Consider the following 23,765-nt stretch of genomic DNA (forward strand, 5'->3'; position numbering starts at 1 on the left):
TCACCCGCTGGCCGCCGCCGGAGTAAGCTGCGCGCCCATGCCGTCCGAACTGCCCCTGATCGTTGCCGCCACCGAGGAGGAAGTCCGCTCCGGCGTCCTCGGCCAGCAGCTGCGCGAATTCAACTACCGGTTTGTCGGGGAGTACCCGCAAGCACACCCCATCCGCCTCAACGCCAAAGGCGCTGATGGGCAATTGCTGGGTGGGCTGCGCGGCTTCGTGTTCCTGCGCTGGCTGCGGGTTGAGGTGCTGTGGGTGGCCGATGCCGCCCGCGGTCAGGGCCTGGGCTCGCGCCTGCTTGCGCAGGCAGAGCACGACGCGCGCGGCGTGGGCGCCATCGGCGCAGCGCTGGAGACCTTTGAATGGCAGGCCCCCGGCTTCTACGCCAAGCAGGGGTATACCGAGTGCGGACGCATCGACGGCTATGCCAAAGACTATGCGCTGATCACCATGAAGAAGGCCTGGCAGGCCGATACGCTTCCATTTTTATAGCATCTCAGGCCCATTTTTCGGGGGCTAGAGGCCGATTCAGCTTAAAAAAGTCCCTGGACAGCCTCTGCGGCCTTCCCAGCGTTTCAGCGCAGATGCGGCGCCACCTTCTTCTCCAGCAGTGCCACAAGTTCAGGCTGCATGAAGGTGTAGTTGTCGGGAATGTCCAGGCAGACCATGCGCTTGCCGTTCAGCTGCGCACGGAATCGCTTGCCCAGCCTGGCCTTGTGCGATTTTTCCATCACAAAGATCACGTCAGCCCACTGCACCTGGTCCGGCGTCACCGGCGAATCAGCGTCCGGCGCCAGCCCACCGGAGTCTGTCTCGATGCCGTTGCGGCCCGAGAAGATTTGTTCGGCTGTCGGACTGCGCAGGCGATTGCGGCTGCAAATGAAGAGGACGCGGTGCATAGGGCGATTCAGCGTGTCCCGCGACAAGCGGGAAACTGCGAGCAGCCCCAGAACTGCGCACCCGCATTGGCGCCCTTACCGGCTTTCCTGCGCACCATGGCGTGCTGGCACACAGGACAGGCCGGCTCCGCGGTGGCCGCATGTGTGGGCTCGCCCGTGCGCGAAGCTTTTGCTTGCTGGATCAGAGCGAACAGCTGGTCGCCGTCCATCAGCTCGATGTTGCGGCCTTCCGCCCATTCCACCGCCTCGGACGTGAAGCGGCCGGAGGTGATGACGAATCCCCCAGCCGCCCCTTGCGCTGCCATCACACCGTACAACTCGCGCACGGTTTGCACACTCACCTTGAACGCCTTCCATTGCTTGCATTGAACGAGGTAGGTTTCCCTGTCCTTTTGCAGCACAAGGTCGACCCCACCGTCCGCGCCGCTACCGCCCTGCTCGCGCACCGCATAGCCCTGCAGGCGGAAGGCTTCGCCCACCAGCAGCTCGAACTCGCGCCAGGACATGCCATTGAGCATCTCCGGGCCTTTGCCTTGTGTCACCTGATCGACCAGACCCGCGCGTTTGCGGCGCTTGAGGAAAGACACCAGCGCGCCCAGCAGGCACATCAACGGGAAAAAGTACTGAAAGAAGTACGCAAACGTGGCCAGCAAGGTCCGGCCTGCAAAGCCGGCCATCTGCCCGGGCTGCGCGCTGGGCGTGGGCAGCACGGCAAACTGGTGCAGCACCAGGTAGCCGACAACGGCCAACGCGACACCCCCCCACCACGGCAGCGTGGCCACCAGGTCCATCAAGTCTTTCGTCTCGCCCTGTTTTCTGCGTCCGGCCATTGGCTCCCCTTGTTGCGGCCATCCTAAGGCACCGCTGGCATCCTTCGCCGCACCGAAGCCCCTATCTACCCAGTTCTGAGGAGCCAGATTCGCCACCAGGAAAACCAGGGAGTGCGCCCCGCTTGCCCCAACGGCCGTCCGGATTCAGGCACGATGGCGCTCCAACCATTGAGCGCAGTAAATGACCCAACTCTTTCGTCTTCTCGCCCCCCTCGCGGCCTTGCTGGCAACGGCCGCGCCCGTCCATGCCCAGACCGAACCGGCCAAAGACGCCTGGAACTTCAACGTCGGCCTGGGCGTGGTCAGCCAGCCCGACTACCCGGGCAGCGACTCGCAAAAGACGCGGGTGGCCCCGCTGTTCATCGCCAGCAAGGGCCCCTGGTTCTTCGGGGCGCTGCCCAATGCCGGCGTGCCCTTCGGCGCCGGCTTCAATTTCGTGGACACGCCGACCTGGCGCTTCGGCATTGCCGGGGGCAGCGGCTTTGCCAAGCCGCGTGAGGAGTCCGACGACGCGCGGCTGGCTGGCCTGGGCGACATCGACAACACCGCGCAGCTGGCGTTGTTCGGCAGTTACGCCAAGGACTGGTTCACCGCCAGGGCGGCAGTTACCACCGATGTGGGCGGCAACGGCCATGGGACCTTCGCCCTGGTCGACCTGGAAGGCCGCTACCACGTGAGCAGCCGCTTCTGGGTCAGCGCCGCGCCCGGCTTCACCCTGGCCGACCGCAACCGCCAGCAGACCTTCTTCGGCATCGACGCCGAACAGAGCGCAAGCTCCGGCCGGCCGCAATACCACCCCGAGGGCGGGCTCAATTCCTGGCGCCTGGCCCTGGGCGCCAACTATGGCATCACGCCCCAGTTCGGCCTGGGCGGCCGGGTCGTGTTCTCCAGGCTGCAAGGCGACGCTGCCCGCAGCCCGATCACCCAGGATGCGAGCCAGGCCACGCTCTCCATCTTCACCAGCTACCGCTTCTAGGCGCTGGCCCACAGGGCGCCGTGGGCAGCAAACAACGGATCGCCCCAAAGCCGCTCTATCCTTTGGCGTAATTCTTTTTGTGACTTCGTAACGCTTGCCATGCACATGTCGCTGTGTATAACGGCTTACATGGCGTAACCATCTCGGCGACGTCCCAACGTCGGACCGACATGACCCTTTCCAAGCGCCATGGACAGCACCCCGCTGCCGCTCCAGGCCTGCCTGCACAGCTTCTCGCCCTGGGCCTTGCTATCAATTGCGCATTCGCCGTTGGCAGTGCCCACGCCCAGGCCACCGATGCCGGCCCACGCTTTGCCATCAACAGCTTTGCTGTGGAAGGCAACAGCCTGCTGGGCGCCGCCGAGGTTCTGAGCCTGCTGGCGCCCTACACCGGCACCAGGCAAGGCTTTGCTGATGTGCGCCGCGCTGTAGAGGCCCTGCAGGCGGCCTACCGCAAGCGCGGCTACAACGCCGTGGTGGTCAGCCTGCCCGAGCAGGAGCTCGACAAAGACGTGGTGCGCCTGCAGGTGACCGAGGCGCGCATCGGCGCGGTGCGGGTCGAAGGCAACGAGAACTTCGACACCACCAACATCCGCGCCAGCCTGCCCGCCCTGCGCGAGGGCACGGTGCCCAATGTGCGCGACATCTCGGCCAGCCTGAAAATCGCCAACACCAACCCCGCCAAGCAGGTCACCATGGCCCTGGCCGACGGCGAGGCGGCCGGCACCATCGACGCCACGCTGCGCGTGCGCGACGAAAAGCCCTGGCGCCTGGGCCTGACCGCCGACAACACCGGCACCCCGGACACCGGCCGCACCCGCATCAACGCCCTGGTCCAGCACGCCAACCTGTTCGGCCGTGACCACGTGGCCAGCCTGCAGTACGGCACCTCGGTCGAAAAGCCCTCGCAGGTCAGCGTCTACGCCGCGGGCTACCACCTGCCGCTGTACGCGCTGGGCGACTCGATGGACTTCTTCGCCAGCCATTCCGACGTGGATTCGGGCTCGGTCACCGCCGGCGTGCTCAACCTGCTGGTCAGCGGCAAGGGCTCCACCTTCGGCACCCGCTACAACCACACCATGCCGCAGTGGGGCGACGTGGCGTCGGCGCTCACGCTGGGCATCGACCACCGCAACTACCTCAACGACATCGGTTACAGCGGCACCCAGCTGGGCGGCGATGTCACCCTGCATCCGCTGTCGCTGGGCTGGGCCGCCGAGCTGCCCCTGGCCGAGGCCTTCGCCAACTTCCAGCTGACCGGCGTGGTCAACCTGCCCGGCGGCTCCGGCGGGCGCGACGCCGACTTCGCCGCGCAGCGCATAGGCGCCACCTCCAGCTACAAGCTGCTGCGCCTGGGCGGCCTCTACCAGCGCCAGTTGCCGCAGCAATGGCAGCTGCTGGTGCGCGGCAACGGCCAGACCAGCCGCGACGCCCTGGTGGCGGGCGAACAGTTCGGCGCCGGCGGCGCCGGTTCGGTGCGCGGCTTCACCGAGCGCGAGATTGCCGGCGACAGCGGCGCTTTTGCCAGCGTGGAAGTGCAGACGCCCAACTGGTGCGCGGCCACGGCCGTGACGGCGCTGCAATGCCGGGCGCTGGCCTTCGCCGACGGGGCCACGGTCTCGCGCAACAACGTGCAGCCCGGCGAAGACGAGCGCACCACGATCTCCAGCCTGGGCCTGGGCCTGCGTCTGGCCCACCGCCACGCCAGCTTGCAGGTCGACCTGGGCCGCGTGCTCAACGGCGGCGGCTACCGCGCCAACGGCGACACCCGGCTCCACGTGGGCCTGGCCCTTTCGTACTGAGATGGACAAGGCACACACCATGCACACAAGCAACGCCCTCACGCTGCGCCGCACGATCGCTGCCATCGCCCTGGCCTGCAGCGGCGCCGCCCTGGCGCAGCTGCCGACCGCGCCCACGGTGGTCCACGGCCAGGCCAGCGTCCAGCGCGCCGGCAACGTCCTGACCATCACCAACACACCGGGCGCCATCCTCCACTGGCAGGGCTTTTCGGTGGGGGCCGGCGAGACCGCGCGCTTCAACCAGCAAAGCGCCGCCAGCAGCGTACTCAACCGCGTCACCGGGCAGGACCCATCGCTCATCCTGGGCTCGCTGCAGTCCAACGGCAAGGTCTTCCTGCTCAATCCCAACGGCGTGCTGTTCGGCGCCGGCTCGCGGGTGGACGTCAACGGCCTGGTGGCATCGAGCCTGGCGATGACGAACGCCGACTTCCTGGCCGGCCGGCTCAACTTCAGCGGCAACGGCAGCGAAGGCCGTGTCGCCAGCCAGGGCGAGATCCGCACGCCCCAGGGCGGGCGCATCCTGCTGATCGCGCCCCAGGTCGACAACAGCGGCCTGCTCCATGCGCCCGGCGGCGAGGTGGTGCTGGCGGCCGGCCGCAGCGTGCGGCTGGCGGACTCGTCCAACCCCGACCTGCACGTGGTGGTCAGCGCGCCGCAGGACCAGGCCCTGAACCTGGGGCAGATCGTGGCCGGCGGCGGCAATGTCGGCATCTATGGCGGCCTGGTCAGCCAGCGCGGCCTGGTCAACGCCGACAGCGCCGTGCTCGGTGCCGGCGGCAAGATCGTTTTCAAGGCCAGCGGCGACCTGCTGCTGGAAGCGGGCAGCAAGACCAGTGCCACCGGCGACAGCAAGGGCGGCAGCATCCACCTGCTGGGCGAGCGCGTGGCCCTGCGCGGCAACGCCCAGGTTGATGCCAGCGGTCGCAGCGGCGGCGGCACGGTGCTGGCGGGCGGCGACTACCAGGGCGGCAACCCGGCCATCGCCAACGCGCAGCAATTGCGCGTCGGCAGCGAGGCCAGCATCAAGGCCGATGCCATCGACAGCGGCGACGGCGGCAAGGTCATCGCCTGGTCGGACGGCGGCACCCGCATGCACGGCAGCATCAGCGCCCGCGGCGGCGCCGCCTCGGGCGACGGCGGCTTCGTCGAAGTCTCGGGCCGCACGCTGGACATGCAGGGCCTGGTCGACACGCGCGCCCCCCAGGGCCGCCCCGGCCAGCTGCTGCTGGACCCGACCAACATCTACATCGCCGCCGACCAGGCCACTGCCACCGGTGCCGGCATGGAAGGCTCCGTCGGCACCGAGGCATTCGACCCCGGTCAATTCGGCCCCGTGGAGACGGAACGCGATTCGCTGTTGCTGGTGAGCACCCTCGCTTCCGCGCTGGCCACGAACGCCGCTGTGACGGTCAACACCGCAAACACCAACGCCACCGGCGCCGGCATCATCTACGTCCTCAGCCCGGTGATGATCCCGGAGGAGAAGAGGCTGACGCTCAGCGCCAGCGCCGGCATCCAGCTCAAAGCCCGCATCTCCAGCCTGAACTACAGCGAGCTCATTTTGCGCACCGCCACCGGCGACATCGTGCAGACCGCGGCTTTCTCGGTGTATTCGCTGGCGGCGCATGCGACCACCGGCTCGGTCGATCTGCGCCACGCTGACAACAACGTCTTCCAGGTGGCCGGCTCCTCCGGCGGCGCCAACGGCTTCAAGTTCCGCGCCGCGGGCGTGAATATCGGCAGCCTGCCCGGCGAAGGCGGCATCACCGCCACCGGCACCGGTCCCATCGACGTGCAGGCAGGCAGCCTGACCATCCGGTCCGATGTCACTTCGGCCGCGGGCGAAGTCGTCCTGAAGGCAGACACCACGATGACCAACAATGCCATCGTGTCGTCCACCAGCGGCGATGTGACGCTGAAGGCCAACACCACGATGACGAACAATTCCATCGTGTCGTCCACCAGCGGCCGCGTCACCGTGCAGGACGTGGTGCTGCGCCCCTCGCTGGCCGACTGCATCGCCACCGCCGGCCTGGCCGGTTGCGGCGCCGTGCTGCCGACGCTGCTGGCCTGCCAGGCGGCCCCCGCCACGCCCGGCTGCTCGGTCGTGCTGCCGCCGCCCACGCTGGGCGCTTGCATCGCCGCACCTGCAACGCCGGGCTGCACCGCCGTGCTGCCAAGCATCGCGCAGTGCGTCACGACTCCGGCCCTCGCGGGATGCACGGTGGTGCTGCCGTCGCTGGCCGTGTGCCGGGTCACCCCCGCCACGGCGGGCTGCACCCATGTGCTGGAACAACAGGCGGCGGCAGACGCAGCGGCGGCAGCCGCAGCGGCTGCCGCCCAGGCGGCTGCAGAAGCTGCTGCACAGGCGGTGGCGCAGGCTGCCGCGCAAGCGGCTGCAAGGGCGGCTGCGGAGGCTGCGGCCAAGGCTGCGGCGGACGCGGCTTTGAGGGCTGCCGCGGAGGCTGCCGCGAGGGCCGCGGCGGAGAAGGCGGCAACCGAAGCTGCAGCCAAGGCCGCGGCCTTGGCTGCAGCGGAAACAGCGGCCAGAGCGGCCATGGAGGCCGCGGTCAAGGCGGCTATGGAGGCCGCGGTCAAGGCGGCCGCCGAAGCCGCTGCTGCGGCAGCGCAGGGCGGGCAAGCCGGTTCCAATGAGCCCGTGGCGCAAGCCCTCAACAGCACCGTGAACATCATCAATACCACCGCCACCTCCGGCAGCAACGCGACACCCGGCGTCGGCACCGGCTCCGCCGAGAAAATATCGTCCCCCGCCACAGCCAAGGAAGGCAAGACAGTCGAGAAGAAGGGCGACTTGGTGACCCAAAAGAGCGACGTCAAAAAAGAAGACGTCGCCAAGAAGATGTACTGCAACTGAGGACCACCATGAAACACCATCCCTTTGCATTGACCGTTCTCGTCGCCGCCCTGTGCGGCGCTGCCCTGCCCGCCCACGCCGCGCCCGCGGCCGGCCAGGTGGAACAACTCAGTGGCTTCGTGCTGGCGGCGCGCGCCGGCGGCGCCGTCAAGGTGCTGGCCGCGCGGTCCACCGTGGAACAGGGCGACACCCTGTCCACCGAGCCCGCCACTTACATGCGCGTCGCGCTGGCCGGCGGCGGCGAAGCCCTGCTGGGCCCGGACACGCGGCTGCGCCTGCAGGCCGGCAAGCTGGTGCTGTTGCAGGGCCAGGTGCGGATGACCGCGGCGCCGGGCGTCCCGCTGGAACTGGAAGCGGGCGACAACCGTCTGACGGCGACGGCGGCGACCTTCGACGTGAGCTTTGTGCCTGACCCCGGCGCCGCCGTCGCGCAGCGCGCCTATGCGCGCGCGGCCATGGCGGCCCTGGCCGGCCCGGTGACCGATGTCGCCACCGAGGCCGCGCTCTGGCAGGTGGCGCAATTGGTCGCTCCGTCGCCGGGCCCGGGGTTCCGGCCTTCGGGGCTCCACGTGTTCGTGCAAGACGGGATGCTCAACCTCACCAACCAGGCGGGCAGCATGAGCTTCAACGCCGGCCAGTTCGGCTACACCCCCTCGCCCATCCGCCTTCCCGTCATCGTCCCCATCAATCCCTTCGTGATGCTCACCCTGCCGCCGACGTTCACCGCGACCGGCGGAAGTTCACCAAACACCGGCACCGGCATCGGCAACAAAAGCTCCGCCGTCGACTGCGAGGTGCGCTAGTTCGCTACTGATTTCATAGCAATTGACGCGCGATGGACGCGGGCCAGGGGCGAATTCCCCTCTGAGAACGCCGCCAGCGGCCGCGGCACGTCACAATCCGCCGATGCGCCACCCGCTCCTTGCCTGCGCCCTCATCCTCAGCTCCTTGGCGGGGCACGCGCAGCCGGCCCCCACACCGTGGCCGACCACGCAATGGAGCACGGCCACGCCGGAATCGCAGGGCCTGGACCCGGGCGCGCTGGCCGGCCTGTTCGATTACCTGGCCACGCCGGCCTTCAACACCGACAGCGTCCTGGTCGTGCGCCACGGCCGCATCGTGGCCGAAGCCTATGCCGCGCCCTTCCGTGCAGGATTGCGGCACGACCTGCGCTCGGTGACCAAGAGCGTGGTCGCCACCCTGGTGGGCACGGCCCTGCAAGAAGGCAAGCTGGCCTCCGACCAGCAGAAAGTGCTGTCCTTCTTTCCCCAGCACCCGGCCAACGGCCCGGGCCAGGAGGCACTGACCCTGCGCCACCTGCTGGACATGCGCGCCGGCATCCAGTGGCGAGAAACGCCTTACGACGCGCAGTCCGACGCGGTGAAGATGTGGAGCGCACCCGACATGGCCGGCTACATCCTGGCGCTGCCGGTGGCGGCGCCGGGCGAGAGCTTTCTGTACAGCGGCGCCGCGCCGCACCTGCTGTCGGTGGTGCTCAGCCGCAGCACCGGTGCGAACGCGGCGGACTACGCGCGCGGCGGCCTGTTCAAGACGCTGGGCATTAACGACTTCCGCTGGATTGCGGACCGCCAGGGCCACAGCGTGGGCGAGAGCTCGCTCTTTCTGGCACCGCGCGACATGGCGCGCATCGGCCTGCTGCACCTGCGGCGTGGCCAGTGGGAGGGCAAGCAGCTGCTGCCTGCTGGCTGGACCGAAGCGCTGCTCAATGAGGGCGCGCCCCCGCCCGGACCGCCGCCCTACCGCAGCCTGTGGTGGCTGGACACCACCGTGCCCTTTGCCGCCGCCCTGGGACGCCACAACCAGGCCATCGTGCTGCTGCCCAAGCAGGACATGATGCTGGTCCTCACCAGCAAGACCGCCGACACCACACGCGGCCCACGCGCCGGCGAGTTGGTGCGCAACCACCTGTTGCATGCCGTCAAGAGCGATGCAGCCTTGCCTGAAGACTCCGCCGCCCAGGCGCAGCTGGCCCAGGCCATGCAGCGCTTTGCCCTGCGGGCCGACCCGTCGTCGCAGACACCGTCCCCCGCCGCCCTGGCGCAGTCGCGCCGCAGCCATGTGCTGGAACCCAACGCCTGGGGCTACCGCGAGTTCGCCCTGGACCTGGGCGCATCCCAGCCCTCCTATCGCCTGCTGCAGGCCGACAGCAAGGCATTCACAGGCCAGAGCACACGGGGCGGCCCCATGGGACTGGACGGCCGCTATGTGGAGTCCACCCGCGCGAATGACAAGCTGTGGGCGCGCCGCGGCCGCTGGGTGGACGAAACCACATTCCGCATCGAGACCCAGCACCTGGAAGCCGCTTTCGTGGCCGAGTGGACCGCGCGCTTCCTGGGCGACGGCAAGCTGGAACTGCTGTATGCCAATGGCGATGGCGACACGCTGCTGATGCACGGCCGCGTGAAGGAGTGATGCCTTGATGAAACCCCACATCACCCTCATCACTCTGGGCGTGGACGACCTGGAGCGCGCCGTCGCCTTCTACCGCGACCATCGCCTGGAACCCGCAGTGGCAGCAGCCTGACTGAGCCTAGCCGCCAAAGACAGTCCTGGCCACGGCGGCGATGGCGGCTTCGCGCGCCGCCGCCGGCGCCTCGCACTGCGTGAGGTAGACCGCCACCACGATGGGCGCGCGGCCGGGCGGCCAGTAGACGCCCACGTCGTTGGTCGAGCCGCGCCCACCCGTCCCGGTCTTGCTGCCCAGCCGCCAGCCGGCGGGCAGGCCGGCCTTCAGGCGCGCGCCGTTGGTGCTGGTCGCTTCCATCCACTGCACCAGCTGGGCCCGGCTGGTGGGCGACAGCGCGTCGCCGACCATGGTGGCGCGCAGCAGTTGCACCATGGCGCGCGGGCTGGTGGTGTCGCGCGGGTCACCGGGCCTGGCTTCGTTGAGCGTGGGCTCGGTGCGGTCCAGCCGCGTCACCGTGTCGCCCAGGCTGCGGGCGTAGCGTGTCAGGCCTTCGGGGCCGCCCAAGCTTTGCAGGATGAGGTTGCCGGCGGCGTTGTCGCTGATGGTGACGGTGGCCTCGCACAGACCGGCCAGGCTCATGCCCTCGTCCACATGTTTTTCGGTGATGGGCGAATGCGGCAGCAGCACCTCGCGGCCGTAGCGGATGCGCCTGTCCAGCCGCTCCTGGCCCTGGTCGACACGCTGCAGCACGTGGGCGGCGGCCAGCCACTTGAAGGTGCTGCACATGGGAAAGCGCTCGTCCAGCTTGTGGCCCTCCAGGCGGCCGGTGGCCGTGTCGAGCACGGCCACGCCCAGGCGCCCGCCCACGCCGGCCTCGATGGCCTGCCAGTTTTTCTGCTGGGCCAGCCCGGCCAGCGGGCTGCCGGCGGCGATGGCGTAAACGATGGTTTGCATGAGGCTGCGTCGGTTCATTGCCTGATTTCTCCTGTGCGGTTGTTGTGAAAGCGGGCGAACGATAGCAACCCCTTGTTGCCGGTACAAACGGCGATTTCGAAGGTGAAACCACAGAAAATATGGGCCATGCATCTGCCTTTGAACGCCTTGCGCGCTTTCGAGGTGTCGGCCCGCCACCTGAGCTTCACCCGCGCGGCCATCGAACTGAACGTCACCCAGACCGCCGTCAGCGCCCAGGTCAAGAACCTGGAAGAGCGCCTGGGCACGCCGCTGTTTCGCCGCCTGCCGCGCGGCCTGGCCCTGACCGACGAAGGCCAGGCCCTGCTGCCCGCGCTGGCCGATGCCTTCGGCCGCATGGCCGCGGTGCTGGGCCAGTTCCAGGGCGGGCGCTACCGCGAGCCGCTGACGGTGGCGGCGGTGGGCACCTTCGCCGTGGGCTGGCTGATGCCGCGGCTGGAGGCCTTCGGGCGCGAGCACCCTTTCATCGACCTGCGCCTGCTGACCAACAACAACCGCGTCGACCTGGCCGGCGAAGGCCTGGACTACGCCATCCGCTTCGGCGACGGCGCCTGGCACGGCACGCAAGCCGATGCCTTGCAGGCGGCGCCGCTGTCGCCCGTGTGTGCGCCGGCGCTGGCACGGCGCCTGCGCGCGCCGGCCGACCTGCTGGGCGAGCCCCTGCTGCGCTCCTACCGCGCCGATGAATGGACGCGCTGGTTCGAGGCCGCGGGCGTGGCGGCGCCGCCGCTGCTGCGCGGCCCGGTGTTCGACTCGTCGCTGGCCATGGCGGCAGCCGCCATGCAGGGCGCCGGCGTGGCCTTGCTGCCGGCGGCCATGGTCGCGGCCGATCTGCGCCACGAGCGACTGGCCCAGCCCTTTGCGCTGGAAGTGGCTGCCGGCCGCTACTGGCTGACGCGGCTCCAATCGCGGCCGGTGTCGCCCGCCATGCAGGCTTTCCGGCAGTGGCTGCTGGCGGCCGTCGCAGGGCCGGCTAACGCTTTGTCACAGTGAGGCCACGCGAGGGCTGAATGCGGCTAGCCTGGGGCAGGCCTGACACAGGGAGAGCCGGCGAACGCTCATTTTTCGATAGCTGCCCAGGTCCATTTTCCGGGGGCTGCGAGCCTTTTTCACCTATGTCATGGCATTTTGACCAGATGGCTCACGGCAGCGAAGTGCGCAGCCGTTCCACCCAGCACACACAGGTGCCAGCAACCATGCGCATGCCGCCAGCCCATGCGGTTGCGGTAGAACAGCGTCCCGCCGCTGTAGACCAGCGCGCCCAGCAGCAGCAGCGTGATGGCGCCTGTGCCGGCGCGCAAGGCAACGGGAATCGCGGCAGCGACAGCGAGCCAACCCAGAACCACATAGTTCCTCAGGTCGGGCGCGGCAGGCCTTGCCAGGGCCCTGCCGGCGATGGCCAGGGCCGCCAGCCACAACAGGGCCAGCAGGCCCAGGTGGACCCCGTGGCGCGGCGACGCCAGGGCAAAGGGCGTGTAGCTGCCCGCGATCAGGACGAAGATGGCGCCGTGGTCCAGCCGCTCCAGGATGGCGCGAGCCCGCCCGTGGGTGCTGTGGAAAGCGATGGAGCTGGCATACAGCAGGAGCGTGGCCGATGCGAACAGCGCGATGCCCAGGAACGCCGTCGCATCCGCATGCTGGAAGGCCCACGGCAACAGCACCGCCGAGCCGGCTGCGGACACGGCCAGGCCCAGCAGATGGCTGGCTGTGTTGAAACGTTCACCGTGGCGCATGCGGCACGGTAGGGCATTTGTGCGACGCTTTCGCGACGAAAAGGCAAACCGATGGCAAAAGGTCAACGCAACACCAGCAAGGGGCAGGACGTGGCTGGCGCGGAGCGCGAGCTCAAGTTCGAGGTTCCCGCAGCCGCATGGGACGGCTTGCGCAAGGAGATGAAGGCCGCGGGCGCGCAAGCTGCCGACCTGCACGCGATCTACCACGACACGGCCGACGGCTTACTGGCGCGCGCCAAGCTCAGTCTGCGGCTGCGCCGCGAGCACGGCCACTGGGTGCAGACACTGAAGGCGCCGGGCGGCCAGGTGTTTGAGCGGGTCGAAGACGAAGTGCCGCTGGGGCCGGTGCGCAGGGGCAAGCCGCCGGTGCTCGATCCAGGGCGCCATACGCCGAGGGCGGCACGCGAGGCCCTGCGCCAAGCCCTGGGCCTGGACCAGGACGCCGCCTGGCCAGCGCTGCCGCCTGCGTTCGAGGTCAAGGTCCGCAGGCATGCGGTGCGCGTGCACGCCGGCCGCTCCGTCGTGGAACTGGCCCTGGACGAGGGACAGGTGCTGGCCGCGGGCTGCAGCCGCCCCATCCGGGAGCTGGAACTGGAACTGGTGGAAGGCAGCATGCAGGACCTGCTGGTGCTGGCGCGCCAATGGCGCAGCCGATGGCGCCTGTGCCTGTCCACCGCGAGCAAGGCCGCGCGCGGCCATCTGCTTGTGGCGGGCGAACTGTACGGGCCGGCCGTGGGCGCCAGTGCCCCGCGCTTGCCGGACAAGCCCGGCATGGGTGAATTCGCGGCCGCCGTGCTCGATGCCTGCATGGACCAGGTCGTCGGCAATGCAGGTGAAATCGCGGCGGGCAGCCAGTCGGAGGAACATGTCCACCAGTTGCGTGTCGGCATCCGCCGGCTGCGCACGGCGCTGCGCGAACTACCCGGGTTCGCCGGGGAGCGCGCACGCCGGGAACCCATCCTGCTCGAGGTGTTCCGCGCCCTGGGGGAGCGCCGCGATCGCAGCCATGTGCTGCAGGCCGTCGCGCCCCTGGTCGAGGCCGCAGGCGGCAAGCCGCTGCGCATCCCGCGCGCATTCCAAGAAGGGGCCGACCCGGCCGACCTGGTGCGCGCCGATGCCTTCCAGGACGCCGTGCTGGGCCTGATCCTGCGCGCGCAGCAGGAACGCAGTGCGGCAGGCGGGCGCGTGCGCAAGACCGTGCGCAGCCACCTGCGCGAGCTGCACGAGCAGGTCACGCAAGACGGCAAACGCTTCCCCAAGCTGGACCAGGACCGCCAACACCGCGTGCGCAAGCGCCTCAAGCGCCTGCGCTACCTGGGTGAATTTGCCGCGCCCCTGTACCCGGCCGGCGCCGTGCGGCGCTCCATGGCGCGGATCAAGCCCGCGCAGGATGCCCTGGGGCAGTTCAACGACGAGATCATGGCCCAGGGCCTGTTCGAAGAACTCGCGCAAAGCGATCCGGACGCCCTGTTTGCCGTGCACTGGTTGCAGGAGCGCAGGCCGGCCCAAGCCAAGGCCTGCCGCAAGACGCTGCAGCGGCTGGCTGCCGCGCGCCCGTTCTGGGAGAAAGCCTGATCAGGTTCCGATCACGCCGCCGTCGGCCTTGCGCACCACCACGGTGGCCGAACGCGGCCGGCCGGCGGGGCGGAAGTCGGGCCAGTTCGAATAGCGCCGCGGCTGGTCGGGATCGCTTTTTTCCGACGGACTTTCGCCCGGATGCTGGATGTTGACGAACAGCGTGCGCCCGTCCGGCGTGCCGGTCACGCCCGTCACCTCGCAGCCCGAAGGCCCGACCAGGAAGCGCCGCGTTTCGCCGGTGTGCACATCGGCCGCCAGCATGGCGTTGTTGCCCAGTTTGGCCAGGTCGCCCTTGCCCATCGCCGAGGTCGACATGTCGGTCTGGATCCACAGCACGCCGCGGCCGTCCACCCACAGGCCGTCGGGGCAGCCGAAGGCGTCGCCCTTGACATTGCCCCTGGCCTCGGCCCGCGCATTGGCCGGGTCGCCGGCCAGCACGAAGTGGTTCCACTGGAAGCTGGTGGCGTCGAAGTCGCCCGCATCCTTCCAGCGGATGATGTGGCCCATGCTGTTGTCGGCGCGCGGGTTGGGCGCGTCGGTGCCGGGCCGGTTGGCGGCGCCGCGCTCGGAGTTGTTGGTCAAGGTGCAGTAGACCCAGCCCTGCTTGTCCACCGCGATCCATTCGGGTCGGTCCATCTTGGTGGCGCCCAGCAGGTCGCTGGCCTGGCGCGTCTTGACCAGAACCTCGCCCTGGTCGGCAAAGCCGTTGGCGGCTGTCAGCGGCCCCTGGCCGTGCGTCAACGCGATCCACCGGCCGGCGCCGCCGGCGTCGAACTTCGCCACATACAGCGTGCCGTGGTCCAGCAAGTCGGCGTTTGCGCGACCGCCACCGGGCTTGATCTTGTCGCGGCTGACGAACTTGTAGATGTACTCGAAGCGCGCGTCCTCGCCGGAATACACGACCGCATGGCCGTCGCGCGTCACGGCCACCGTGGCGCCCTCGTGGGCGGCCCGGCCCAGGGCCGTGCGCTTGATGGGCGTGGAACTGGGGTTGAAGGGGTCGACCTCCACGATCCAGCCGAAGCGGTTGGGTTCGTTGGGATGTTTGACCGCATCGAAGCGCTCGTCGTGCTCGTGCCAGCGGTAGCCCGCGCCGTTCTTGCGCAGGCCCCAGCGGCGCTCGTGCGCATTGGGCTGCTCGGGCCCGTTGAAATAGAAGATGAAGTTCTCTTCGCAGGTCAGGTAGGTGCCCCAGGGCGTGATGCCGCTGGCGCAGTTGTTCAGCGTGCCCAGCGGACGCCGCCCGGTTGCGTCGGCGGCGGTGCGCAGCAGGGCGTGGCCCGCCGCCGGGCCGCTGAATTCCATGGGCGTGCGCGATGTGATGCGGCGTGCCCAGGGCGAGGGGCGCACCACCTCCCACTTGCCGCCCTTGTCGGCCACCTCGATGACCGAGACGCCATGGGCGGCCTGGGCCTTGCGCACTTTCTCAGCGCTCCAGGTCTTGAGGCCGTCGCGGTGCAGCAAGCCGTCGTCCACGTACTCATGGTTCATCACCAGCAGGCCGCTCTTGCTGCCGTCCTGGGCGAAGAAATGGATGCCGTCATGGTGCATGCCCATCTGGGCTTCCTGCTCGGCGGCCGTATTGGAGCCGTCCTCCTTGAAGGCCGGGCTCTCCCCCGACAGGCCCACCGGCTCGCCCCAGGCGGCGATCACCTCGGCGATGTAGCCCTCGGGCACGGCCAGCCGGTCGGCCGTGGACAGGGGCACGCTCTTGAAGCCCAGCAACGGGCCTGTGCCGCCGGTGGCGGCGCAGCCTGGCAGCGTGGCAGCCAGCGGGGCCAGCAGGCCGCCCAGGGCCGTGCCCAGGCCGCCCTTGAGAAGCGTGCGCCGCGCAGGGCTGGAAATCTCGTGGATGGAGGGATTGGACGAGCGGTTGCTGTCCTCCATTGTGGAAAAGTCCTTGGCCATGGTGTCCTCTGCGTTTCGTGGGGAATGGCAGAGGATTCTGCGAAGGAAATATGACAACCATGTCGTCGAGCGACGGTTTCACCCCCTCCCGCGCAATGGCCGCTCCATGGCCGGCGGCCTGGCCACCGCCTGCGGCCGCAGCGCCCTACTTGTAGAAGACCTGGACCTCGCCCTTGAGCTTGAGCATCAGGGGCTGGCCCTTGCGGTCCACCGTCTTGCCGGCCGGCACCTTGATCCAGCGCTCGCTGACGCAGTATTCCTCGACGTCGAAACGCTCCTTGCCATTGAAGCGGATGCCGATGTCGTGCTCGAAGATGGCCGCGACATGGTGCGGGCTGCGCGGGTCGATCGACAGGTGGTCGGGCAGTTCGGGCTTGGCGGGAGAAGGGGTGGCGGTGGCGTCGGTCATGGCGCTATTTTGCCTTTCCCCCTGCCCTTGCCCTTGGCCGTCTCCCTGGCTTCCTTTTTGGCCAGCCGCTCGGCGTCCAGCTCCTGGCCCTGCGCCAGCCACAGGGCGAACTGCTCGGGCGTCTCCAGGGTGATGCGGCCCAGGATGGCGCCGCGGTACTCGGTCAGGACGATCTCGGCGACCTTCTGGGTGTTGATCTTGCCCTTGCCCAGCAGGGCGCCGCGCTTGCGGCCAATCGCCTCCAGCACTTCCTCGTCCTTCATGGCCGCCACGCCCTCGAGCTTGTAGCGGGCCTGGACCTGGCCCGGGTAGTCCTGGCGCAGGATGTCCAGCAGCTCCAGCGCCACCTCCTCCTCGTCGAAGGCGTTGCGGCCGATGGCGCCGCTGGCCGCCAGCAGGAAGCCGCTTTGCCGGACGATGATGCGCGGCCACAGCAGGCCGGGCGTGTCGTAGAGGTAGAAGTCGTCGGCCAGCGTGATGCGCTGTTCCATCTTGGTGACGCCGGCCTCATCCCCGGTTTTGGCGTGGCGCTTGTTGGACAAGGCGTTGATCAGGGTCGATTTGCCCACGTTGGGCACGCCGCAGATCAGCACCCGCATGGGCTTGGCCAGGCCGCCGCGCCCGGGGGCCAGCTCGTGGCAGGCAGCTGCCAGCGGCGCCACGGCGGCGGCATTGCTGGCCTGCAGGGCGATGGCGCGGGTGCCGGGTTGGGCGTTGTAGTGCGCCAGCCACTGCTGCGTGCGGGCCGGATCGGCCATGTCCTGCTTGTTGAGGATCTTCAGCGTGGGCTTGTGGCCGGTCATGCCGGCCAGCAGCGGGTTGGCGCTGGAGCCGGGCAGGCGCGCGTCCAGCACCTCGATGACGACGTCAATCTCCTTGACGCGCTCGGTGATCGCCTTGCGCGTGAGGTGCATGTGCCCGGGAAACCACTGAATCGCCATCTTGCTCCTTGCTGGACCCGGATTCTAGGCGGCGCGCTTGCCCCGCGCGGCTGGCGTTGCTCTAATGGCGGGCATTGGGAGACTCAACAGACATGGCTGGACACCGCAAGCCACGCAGACGACAAGACCCCGCCCGGCAGCTGATGGGCATGGCCGCCTCCTTTCTGGGCCTGGGCGCCGTGCTGGCGCTGGCTTCGCTGTTTCCGCCGGCACAAGCGCTGCGCGGCCCGGTGCAGTGGCTGGTGGCCGGCGGCATGCTGCTGCTGGTGGCGGCCGTGGCCATCCGCGTGCGGCGCGGCAAACCCGGCGTGTCCCGCATGGACTCCACCCAGATGGGCAACACCAGCATGTTCGCCTCGCAGATGGACTCGCACATGGGCGAACCGATGGAGCAGCCCTCCAACCGCGATCTGGCGCCGCCGGCCGTGGTCTGGAACGGCCAGGTCCTGCGCGACATCGAATGGCGCCGCTTCGAGGCGGTCTGCGCCGCCCTGTTCGCCCAGGGCGGCTTCGAGACCCGCACCGAGCTGCAGGGGCCCGAAGGCGGCGCCGACATCTGGCTGTCGGTCCGCCATGGCCAGGCGCCGGCCGGCCTGGTGCGTTGCCGCCACTGGCCGGGGCGCCAGGTGGATGTCCAGGAACTGCGCGCGCTGCACCTGCTGATGACCAGCAACAAGCTGCTGCGCGCCAGCTTCGCCACCACCGGCAGCTTCAGCGCCGACGCACGCGAGTTCGCCAAGGCGCACGGCATCAGCGCGATGGACAGCCTGGGCCTGCTGGCCCTGATCTCGCAGCGCACGCCCTCGCAGAAAAAGGCGCTGCTGGAGGTCGCCTACGAGGGCGACTATTGGCGCCCCAGCTGCGCCAACTGCGGCCGCAAGATGGTGGAGCGGCGCGCCCGCCGGCGCGGCCGCACCTTCTGGGGCTGCGTCGACTACCCGACCTGCGACTTCACCCTGCCGGTGCGCAAGACCAAGCTTTTCAGCTTTTCAGCCGGTAACCGGTCCTGAAGATCCAGACCACGCCACCCAGGCACAGGGCCATGAACAGCAGGGTCATGCCCAGGCTGAGCGCCACGCCCACGTCCGACACGCCATAAAAGCTCCAGCGGAAGCCGCTGACCAGGTAGACCACCGGGTTGAACAGGCTGACCTTCTGCCAGAAGGCCGGCAGCATGTCGATCGAATAGAAGGTGCCGCCCAGGAAGGTCAGCGGCGTGATGATCAGCGTGGGGATGAACTGCAGCTTCTCGAAGCCGTCGGCCCAGATGCCGATGATGAAGCCCAGCAGGCTGAAGGTCAGCGAGGTCAGCAGCAGGAACAGCAACATGAAGCCCGGATGCTGGATCTGCAGCGGCACGAACAGCGCCGCGGTGGCCAGGATGATCAGTCCCAGCAGGATGGACTTGGTGGCCGCCGCACCCACATAGGCGATGACGATCTCCAGCGTGGAGACGGGCGCCGACAGCAGCTCGTAGATGGTGCCGGTGAACTTGGGAAAGTAGATGCCGAAGGAGGCGTTGCTGATGCTCTGCGTCAGCAGCGCCAGCATCACCAGGCCGGGCACGATGAAGGCGCCGTAGCTGACGCCGCCCACCTCGGGGATGCGCGAGCCGATGGCCGAGCCGAACACCACGAAGTACAGCGAGGTCGAGACCACCGGTGAGACGATGCTCTGCACCAGGGTGCGGAAGCTGCGGGCCATCTCGAACAGGTAGATGGCGCGGACGGCGTGCAGGTTCATGGCTCAGGCTTCTTTCTCGCGCACCAGGCTGACGAAGATGTCTTCCAGCGAGCTCTGGCTGGTCTTGAGGTCCTTGAAGGCCAGGCCGGCCGCGTCCAGGCGCTGCAGCAGGTCGGCGATGCCCGAGTGCTCGCTGTTGGCGTCGTAGGTGTAGGTCAGCTCGTTGCCGCCGGCGCCCAGGGCCAGGGGCAGGTCCGACAGCGCCGCCGGCAGCGCCTGCAGCGGCTGGGCCAGCTGCAGCGTGAGCTGCTTGGTGCCCAGCTTGCGCATCAGCTCGGTCTTGTCCTCCACCAGGATGATGCGGCCCTTGCTGATGACGCCGATGCGGTCGGCCATCTCCTCGGCCTCTTCGATGTAGTGGGTGGTGAGGATGACTGTCACCCCGGTGTCGCGCAGCTTACGCACCAGCGCCCACATCTCCTGGCGCAGCGTCACGTCGACGCCGGCCGTGGGCTCGTCCAGGAACAGCAGCCTGGGCTCGTGCGACAGGGCCTTGGCGATCAGCAGGCGCCGCTTCATGCCGCCCGAGAGCGCGCGGATCTGGCTGTCCTTCTTGTCCCACAGCGACAGGTCGCGCAGCACCCGCTCGATGTGCGCCGGGTCGGCCGGCTTGCCGAACAGGCCGCGGCTGAATGAGGTGGTGTTCCACACCGTCTCGAAGGCGTCGGTGGTCAGTTCCTGCGGCACCAGGCCGATCAGCGAGCGCGCCGCCCGGTAGTCGGCGCGGATGTCGTGGCCGTCCACCGTGACCTGGCCGGCACTGGCGTTGACGATGCCGCAGACGATGCTGATCAGGGTCGTCTTGCCGGCGCCGTTGGGGCCCAGCAGGGCGAAGATCTCGCCGCGGCGGATCTGCAGGTCGACCTGCTGCAGGGCACTGAAGCCACTGGCGTAGGTCTTGGACAGGCCGGTGATGGACAGGATGGCATCGCTCATGTGGCCGCGACGATACCCCATCCCACGCCGGGCTGCTGCCTCAGGAGGGTCCGCCGCCCGAGGCCCCGCGCGGTCCGCCGCCGTCGATCCAGGGGCCGTAGGGGCTGGCACCCATGTCCTCGGGGGAGGTACGGAAGACGCCTTCCGAGGTGATGGTGCAGCCGCCCAACAGGGCCGCCAGCAGGCTGATGAAGATGAGTTTGCGCATCGATCTGTTTCCTTGGGCTCAGATGGTACCGCCCGACGCGTGCTCCGGCAGGCGCACGGGCAGTTGGCTGACAGCCACAGCGTGCCACAGCAGGTGCAATGAACTCTTCCATCATTCCAGGAGCAGCGCCATGACCCAGCAAGCCCTCATCCGTGGCGACGTGTGTTTTCGCGTCGGCGACGGCGCCATGCTGCCCATTCCCGACGGCCCGGTGGAGATCGAACTGACCGCGGAGAGCGCCACCCTGGGCTGGACCGACGAGGACGGCAGCCTGGGCTCCACCGCCATCCCGCGGGACGACTACGACCGCTACGTCAAGGAAGGCAAGATCCGTCCAGCCCGGGACTGAGTCCGGGCACCCCATGCACGGTGGCAGGCGCAGGCTGCTGCGCGCGCTGGGCGCGGGCGCTGCGCTGGCCGTGGCAAGCTGCGCCCATTCCGCGGGCGGCGTGCCCATCCACCGCATCTCGGCCGGCCAGCTGCAGCAGGCACTGTCGGCGCGGTTCCCGCTGCGCCGCTCGTTCGGTGCTGCGCTCGAACTGGAACTGCGCACACCAGTGCTGAGCCTGTTGCCAGAGCGCAACCGGCTCGGAGCCGACGTGTCTTTCGGCGCCAGCGGTGCTGCGTTGCAGCGCGCTTACGACGGAAGGTTCGCGCTGGAGTTCGGCCTGCGCTACGAGGCCAGCGACCGCAGCCTGCGGGCCCACCAGCTGGAACTGCGCGCCCTGGACCTGCCGGGCCTGCCTGCGCAGGGCCTGGCGATGCTGCAAGCGGCCTTGCCGCAGGTCCTGCGCCAGGCGGTGGGTGAGCTGGTCTTGCACACATTGAGGCCGCAGGATCTGGCGCTGGCCGACAGCCTGGGCCTGCAGCCCGGCGCCATCACGGTCACACGCCAGGGCCTGGAAGTTGGATTTATCGCACAGCCGCCGCCTTGAGCGCAGGCAATTTGTCGGGTTGACCGCGAAACGCGACGTTGCCTGCGAGGCTGGCGCGCTGTAGGCTGCGGACATGCCATCCGGAGAGTCCCAGTCCCAGCCGTATCCATCCATCCGTCCTGCCATTGAGGTCCACCAGGAAGACATGGCGCAATGGCGCGAGCGCTTCCTGGACACCATCTTGCGGGCGGCGTTCTTCGTCGGCATCGCGGTCGGCCTGGTCAGCATCTACGCCGCCACCCGCGAAGGTCGCTATGGCATGGTGTTGGCCGACGTGCTGGCGCTGGCCGCCGTCTACGTCCTGTGGAGCCATAACGGCTGGTCCTACCGGCTGCGCTCGATCGGCCTGGTCACGGCCATCTATCTGCTGGGCAGCTTTTTCATCCTGCATGTCGGGCCGGTCAGCCTGATCTACCTGATGGCCCTCCCCATCATGGTCTCGCTGCTTCTGGGCCTGCGCCCGGCGATCGCGGCCCTGGTCCTCAACGGCGTGACCCTGCTGACGGTGGGTTACCTGAGCGACGCGGACATGCAGGTCCCGGGCATGGGAGGCATGCCGCTGCTCAAGTGGGTCGTCATCACGCTGAACTTCTGCTTCGTCGACGCCGTGATCACCCTGGCCAGCGCGATGACAGTGCGCCGGCTGGAGACCTCGCTGTACCGCCAGCAACAGGCCAACGCCAATCTGCAGCGCGCCGAGGAGGAGATCCGCCAGCTCAACGCGGCGCTGGAAGGCCGGGTGCGCGAGCGCACGGCGCAGCTGCAGGCCGCCAACAAGGAGCTGGAGTCCTTTTCCTATGCTGTCTCGCATGACCTGCGCTCGCCGCTGAGCACCATTGACGGCTTCAGCAATCTGCTGCGCGGCAAATGGCCGCCGGGCCCCGAAGGCGACGCGGGCCGCCATTACCTGGACCGCATCCGCGCCGCCACCCGGCACATGAGCGAGCTGATCGACTCCATGCTGGCGATGGCGCAGATCTCGCGCGCCGACCTGCGGCGCGAAGAGGTCGACCTCAGTGCCATGGCTGCCTCGCTGCTGGCGACCCTGCGCGAGCGCGAGCCGCAGCGCGAGGTGGCTGTGGAGATCGAGCCGGGCGTGGTGGCCCAGGGCGACACCCACCTGCTGCGCCAGGTGCTGGCCAACCTGCTGGGCAACGCCTGGAAGTTCAGCGCCCGCCAGCCGCGCGCGCGCATCGGGTTCGGCCGCGACACCGCAAGCAATGGCGAAACGGCCTACTGGGTGCGCGACAACGGCGCGGGTTTCGACATGGCTTACGCCGACAAGCTGTTCGGTGCCTTCCAGCGCCTGCACAAGAGCACGGAATTCCCCGGCACAGGCGTGGGCCTGGCCACGGTGCAGCGCATCGTCAGCCGCCATGGCGGCCGGGTCTGGGCCCAGTCGCACGCGGATGAAGGCGCGGTCTTCTACTTCACCCTGGGAGCGCCTTCCTAAGGGAGCGATCGCTCGCGTGACATTGCACACGGGCCACTGGCACGTTTGATGCTCGTTTTTGCGCCATCGGCGCAGGACACAGAGGAAAACACCACATGAGCCATGCAAATGCCTTCGATCTGCGGTCCTCCCCCGGGCCCGGCGACACAGTGGCTGGGGCCTGGCGCCGGCTCTGGCACCAACGCGGTGCCGAAGGCGAGCCCGCAGCCGGCGCCGCCTTCACCACCGGCGTGACCTACCGGGGCTACCTGGGCGCCAACGGCGGCGTTTCCGACAGCTGGCTGTCGGAACAGCAGGCCAAGGAAACCCAGGCCCTGCTGCGCATGGCGGCCGCCGCCGGCCGGCTGGGCGCCTGGTCGGTGGAGCTGGCCGGCGCCAGCTGGGTCTGGTCCGACGAGGTCAAGGCCATCCACGAGGTGGCGGCGGACTACCAGCCCAGCGGCACGGATGCCCTGAGCTTCTACACCCCCGCCTCGCAGGACCTGCTGGTCGAGGCCTTCGATGCCTGCGCCCGCCAGGGCCAGCCCTTCGACCTGGAACTGCAGCTGATCACCGCCCGCGGGCGTGAGGTCTGGATCCGGGCCATCGGCGAGGCCGAGTGCGACGCCGCGGGCCGGGTGACCCATGTGCGCGGCGCGATCCAGGACATCAGCCGTTTCCGCGCTGTCGCCGACGAGGCCCGCCGCGCGGCCGAGCGTCTCACCCAGACGCTCGAAGCGATGGCCGACGGCTACATCCTGCTGGACGACGAATGGTGCTTCCTCTACCTCAATCCCGAGGCGGCGCGCATCCTGCGGCGCGAGCGCAGCGAGCTGATCGGCCGCTGCCTGTTGACCGAGTTCCCCGAGACGGCCAGTGGGCGCTTCCTGCAGAAATGCCAGGACGCGGTGCGCGACGGCACGGCCCTGGAATTCAACAAGTTCTACCCGCCGCTGTCGATCTGGCTGCAGATGAAGATCTGGCCGTCGGAACAGGGCCTGACCCTGTGCGTGCGCGACGACACCGAGCGGGTCACCGCGCGCCGCGAAATCCTGCAACTCAAGGCCCAACTGGCCGCGCGCGGCCCCTGAGGCGCCACCCCAATCCCGGGTAAACCCGGGAAAACGCCTCAAGTCGGTGCTTTTCCTGCCGAAATGGCTGT

At 68.9% G+C, this 23,765-nt stretch carries 23 protein-coding genes and 1 pseudogene; 14 read left to right on the top strand and 10 right to left on the bottom strand.

Annotated elements, in window-relative coordinates:
- Positions 1-37 precede the first annotated feature (37 nt).
- Positions 38-490, top strand: a complete 453-nt coding sequence (locus Q0632_RS00515; RefSeq protein WP_298923242.1) for an N-acetyltransferase — start codon at positions 38-40, stop codon at positions 488-490.
- Positions 491-573: 83 nt separating this feature from the next.
- On the opposite strand, the gene Q0632_RS00520 is transcribed toward Q0632_RS00515, so the two are convergent.
- Entirely contained in the window at positions 574-897 is a 324-nt protein-coding gene (locus Q0632_RS00520; protein WP_298923244.1) for a low molecular weight protein tyrosine phosphatase family protein, read from the bottom strand.
- 8 nt (positions 898-905) lie between these two features.
- On the bottom strand, positions 906-1,823 hold the full coding sequence (locus Q0632_RS00525; protein WP_367181162.1) for a restriction endonuclease: 918 nt from the start codon (positions 1,821-1,823) through the stop codon (positions 906-908).
- Positions 1,824-1,908: 85 nt separating this feature from the next.
- On the opposite strand from Q0632_RS00525, the gene Q0632_RS00530 reads away from it, so the two are divergent.
- The 6 genes and pseudogenes from Q0632_RS00530 to Q0632_RS00555 form a co-directional block, all read left to right on the top strand.
- Positions 1,909-2,703 (top strand): MipA/OmpV family protein, encoded by a 795-nt coding sequence (locus Q0632_RS00530; RefSeq protein ID WP_298923246.1) that lies wholly within the window; start codon positions 1,909-1,911, stop codon positions 2,701-2,703.
- 170 nt (positions 2,704-2,873) lie between these two features.
- Positions 2,874-4,505: a ShlB/FhaC/HecB family hemolysin secretion/activation protein gene (locus Q0632_RS00535; RefSeq protein ID WP_298923248.1), complete on the top strand. Its 1,632-nt coding sequence runs from the start codon at positions 2,874-2,876 to the stop codon at positions 4,503-4,505.
- Positions 4,506-4,524: 19 nt separating this feature from the next.
- A complete protein-coding gene (locus Q0632_RS00540; protein WP_298923250.1) occupies positions 4,525-7,380 on the top strand; it encodes a filamentous hemagglutinin N-terminal domain-containing protein in 2,856 nt (951 codons plus the stop codon).
- Positions 7,381-7,388: 8 nt separating this feature from the next.
- Positions 7,389-8,183 (top strand): hypothetical protein, encoded by a 795-nt coding sequence (locus Q0632_RS00545; RefSeq protein WP_298923251.1) that lies wholly within the window; start codon positions 7,389-7,391, stop codon positions 8,181-8,183.
- Positions 8,184-8,286: 103 nt separating this feature from the next.
- Complete coding sequence (locus tag Q0632_RS00550; RefSeq protein WP_298923253.1) at positions 8,287-9,813, top strand: serine hydrolase; 1,527 nt, start codon at positions 8,287-8,289, stop codon at positions 9,811-9,813.
- 7 nt (positions 9,814-9,820) lie between these two features.
- Positions 9,821-9,892, top strand: a pseudogene (locus Q0632_RS00555) (VOC family protein); the annotation flags it as partial.
- A 39-nt stretch (positions 9,893-9,931) separates the two neighbouring features.
- On the opposite strand, the gene bla reads toward Q0632_RS00555, so the two are convergent.
- The gene (gene bla, locus Q0632_RS00560) at positions 9,932-10,780 is read right to left on the bottom strand and encodes a class A beta-lactamase (RefSeq protein WP_298923255.1); all 849 of its coding nucleotides are present in this window, start codon (positions 10,778-10,780) and stop codon (positions 9,932-9,934) included.
- A 108-nt stretch (positions 10,781-10,888) separates the two neighbouring features.
- On the opposite strand from bla, the gene Q0632_RS00565 reads away from it, so the two are divergent.
- Entirely contained in the window at positions 10,889-11,773 is an 885-nt protein-coding gene (locus Q0632_RS00565; protein WP_298923257.1) for a LysR family transcriptional regulator, read from the top strand.
- A gap of 125 nt (positions 11,774-11,898) precedes the next feature.
- On the opposite strand, the gene Q0632_RS00570 is transcribed toward Q0632_RS00565, so the two are convergent.
- On the bottom strand, positions 11,899-12,513 hold the full coding sequence (locus tag Q0632_RS00570) for a hemolysin III family protein (protein WP_298923259.1): 615 nt from the start codon (positions 12,511-12,513) through the stop codon (positions 11,899-11,901).
- Between the two features lie 51 nt (positions 12,514-12,564).
- Between Q0632_RS00570 and Q0632_RS00575 the strand changes: the two genes are divergently transcribed.
- On the top strand, positions 12,565-14,088 hold the full coding sequence (locus Q0632_RS00575; protein ID WP_298923261.1) for a CYTH and CHAD domain-containing protein: 1,524 nt from the start codon (positions 12,565-12,567) through the stop codon (positions 14,086-14,088).
- On the opposite strand, the gene Q0632_RS00580 is transcribed toward Q0632_RS00575, so the two are convergent.
- The 3 genes from Q0632_RS00580 to ylqF all read right to left on the bottom strand — a co-directional run bounded on the left by Q0632_RS00580 (position 14,089) and on the right by ylqF (position 17,349).
- Entirely contained in the window at positions 14,089-15,999 is a 1,911-nt protein-coding gene (locus Q0632_RS00580; protein WP_298923263.1) for a PhoX family phosphatase, read from the bottom strand.
- 145 nt (positions 16,000-16,144) lie between these two features.
- Positions 16,145-16,408 (bottom strand): DUF3297 family protein, encoded by a 264-nt coding sequence (locus Q0632_RS00585; protein WP_298923265.1) that lies wholly within the window; start codon positions 16,406-16,408, stop codon positions 16,145-16,147.
- A complete protein-coding gene (gene ylqF / locus Q0632_RS00590) occupies positions 16,405-17,349 on the bottom strand; it encodes a ribosome biogenesis GTPase YlqF (RefSeq protein ID WP_298923267.1) in 945 nt (314 codons plus the stop codon). Before ylqF ends, Q0632_RS00585 begins: the two co-directional genes overlap by 4 nt.
- Before the next feature lie 149 nt (positions 17,350-17,498).
- On the opposite strand from ylqF, the gene Q0632_RS00595 reads away from it, so the two are divergent.
- On the top strand, positions 17,499-18,359 hold the full coding sequence (locus Q0632_RS00595; protein WP_298923269.1) for a restriction endonuclease: 861 nt from the start codon (positions 17,499-17,501) through the stop codon (positions 18,357-18,359).
- Here Q0632_RS00595 and Q0632_RS00600 read toward each other — a convergent pair.
- Genes Q0632_RS00600 through Q0632_RS00610 form a run of 3 tightly spaced genes read right to left on the bottom strand, consistent with a single transcriptional unit; the run spans position 18,331 to position 20,236 of the window.
- Positions 18,331-19,092, bottom strand: coding sequence for an ABC transporter permease (locus Q0632_RS00600; RefSeq protein WP_298923271.1), 762 nt, complete (start codon positions 19,090-19,092; stop codon positions 18,331-18,333). The genes Q0632_RS00595 and Q0632_RS00600 overlap by 29 nt on opposite strands.
- Positions 19,093-19,095: 3 nt before the next feature.
- Complete coding sequence (locus tag Q0632_RS00605; protein WP_298923273.1) at positions 19,096-20,028, bottom strand: ABC transporter ATP-binding protein; 933 nt, start codon at positions 20,026-20,028, stop codon at positions 19,096-19,098.
- Positions 20,029-20,068: 40 nt separating this feature from the next.
- Entirely contained in the window at positions 20,069-20,236 is a 168-nt protein-coding gene (locus Q0632_RS00610; RefSeq protein ID WP_298923274.1) for a hypothetical protein, read from the bottom strand.
- Between the two features lie 130 nt (positions 20,237-20,366).
- On the opposite strand from Q0632_RS00610, the gene Q0632_RS00615 reads away from it, so the two are divergent.
- From Q0632_RS00615 to Q0632_RS00630, 4 genes are all read left to right on the top strand, one after another.
- Complete coding sequence (locus Q0632_RS00615; protein WP_298923276.1) at positions 20,367-20,585, top strand: hypothetical protein; 219 nt, start codon at positions 20,367-20,369, stop codon at positions 20,583-20,585.
- Between the two features lie 13 nt (positions 20,586-20,598).
- Complete coding sequence (locus Q0632_RS00620) at positions 20,599-21,171, top strand: DUF1439 domain-containing protein (protein ID WP_298923278.1); 573 nt, start codon at positions 20,599-20,601, stop codon at positions 21,169-21,171.
- Positions 21,172-21,316: 145 nt separating this feature from the next.
- A complete protein-coding gene (locus Q0632_RS00625; protein ID WP_298923280.1) occupies positions 21,317-22,624 on the top strand; it encodes an ATP-binding protein in 1,308 nt (435 codons plus the stop codon).
- Positions 22,625-22,719: 95 nt separating this feature from the next.
- A complete protein-coding gene (locus Q0632_RS00630) occupies positions 22,720-23,694 on the top strand; it encodes a PAS domain-containing protein (RefSeq protein ID WP_298923282.1) in 975 nt (324 codons plus the stop codon).
- Positions 23,695-23,765 lie beyond the last annotated feature (71 nt).

This window comes from uncultured Ramlibacter sp. (assembly GCF_936925435.1).
Lineage (GTDB): Bacteria > Pseudomonadota > Gammaproteobacteria > Burkholderiales > Burkholderiaceae_C > Ramlibacter.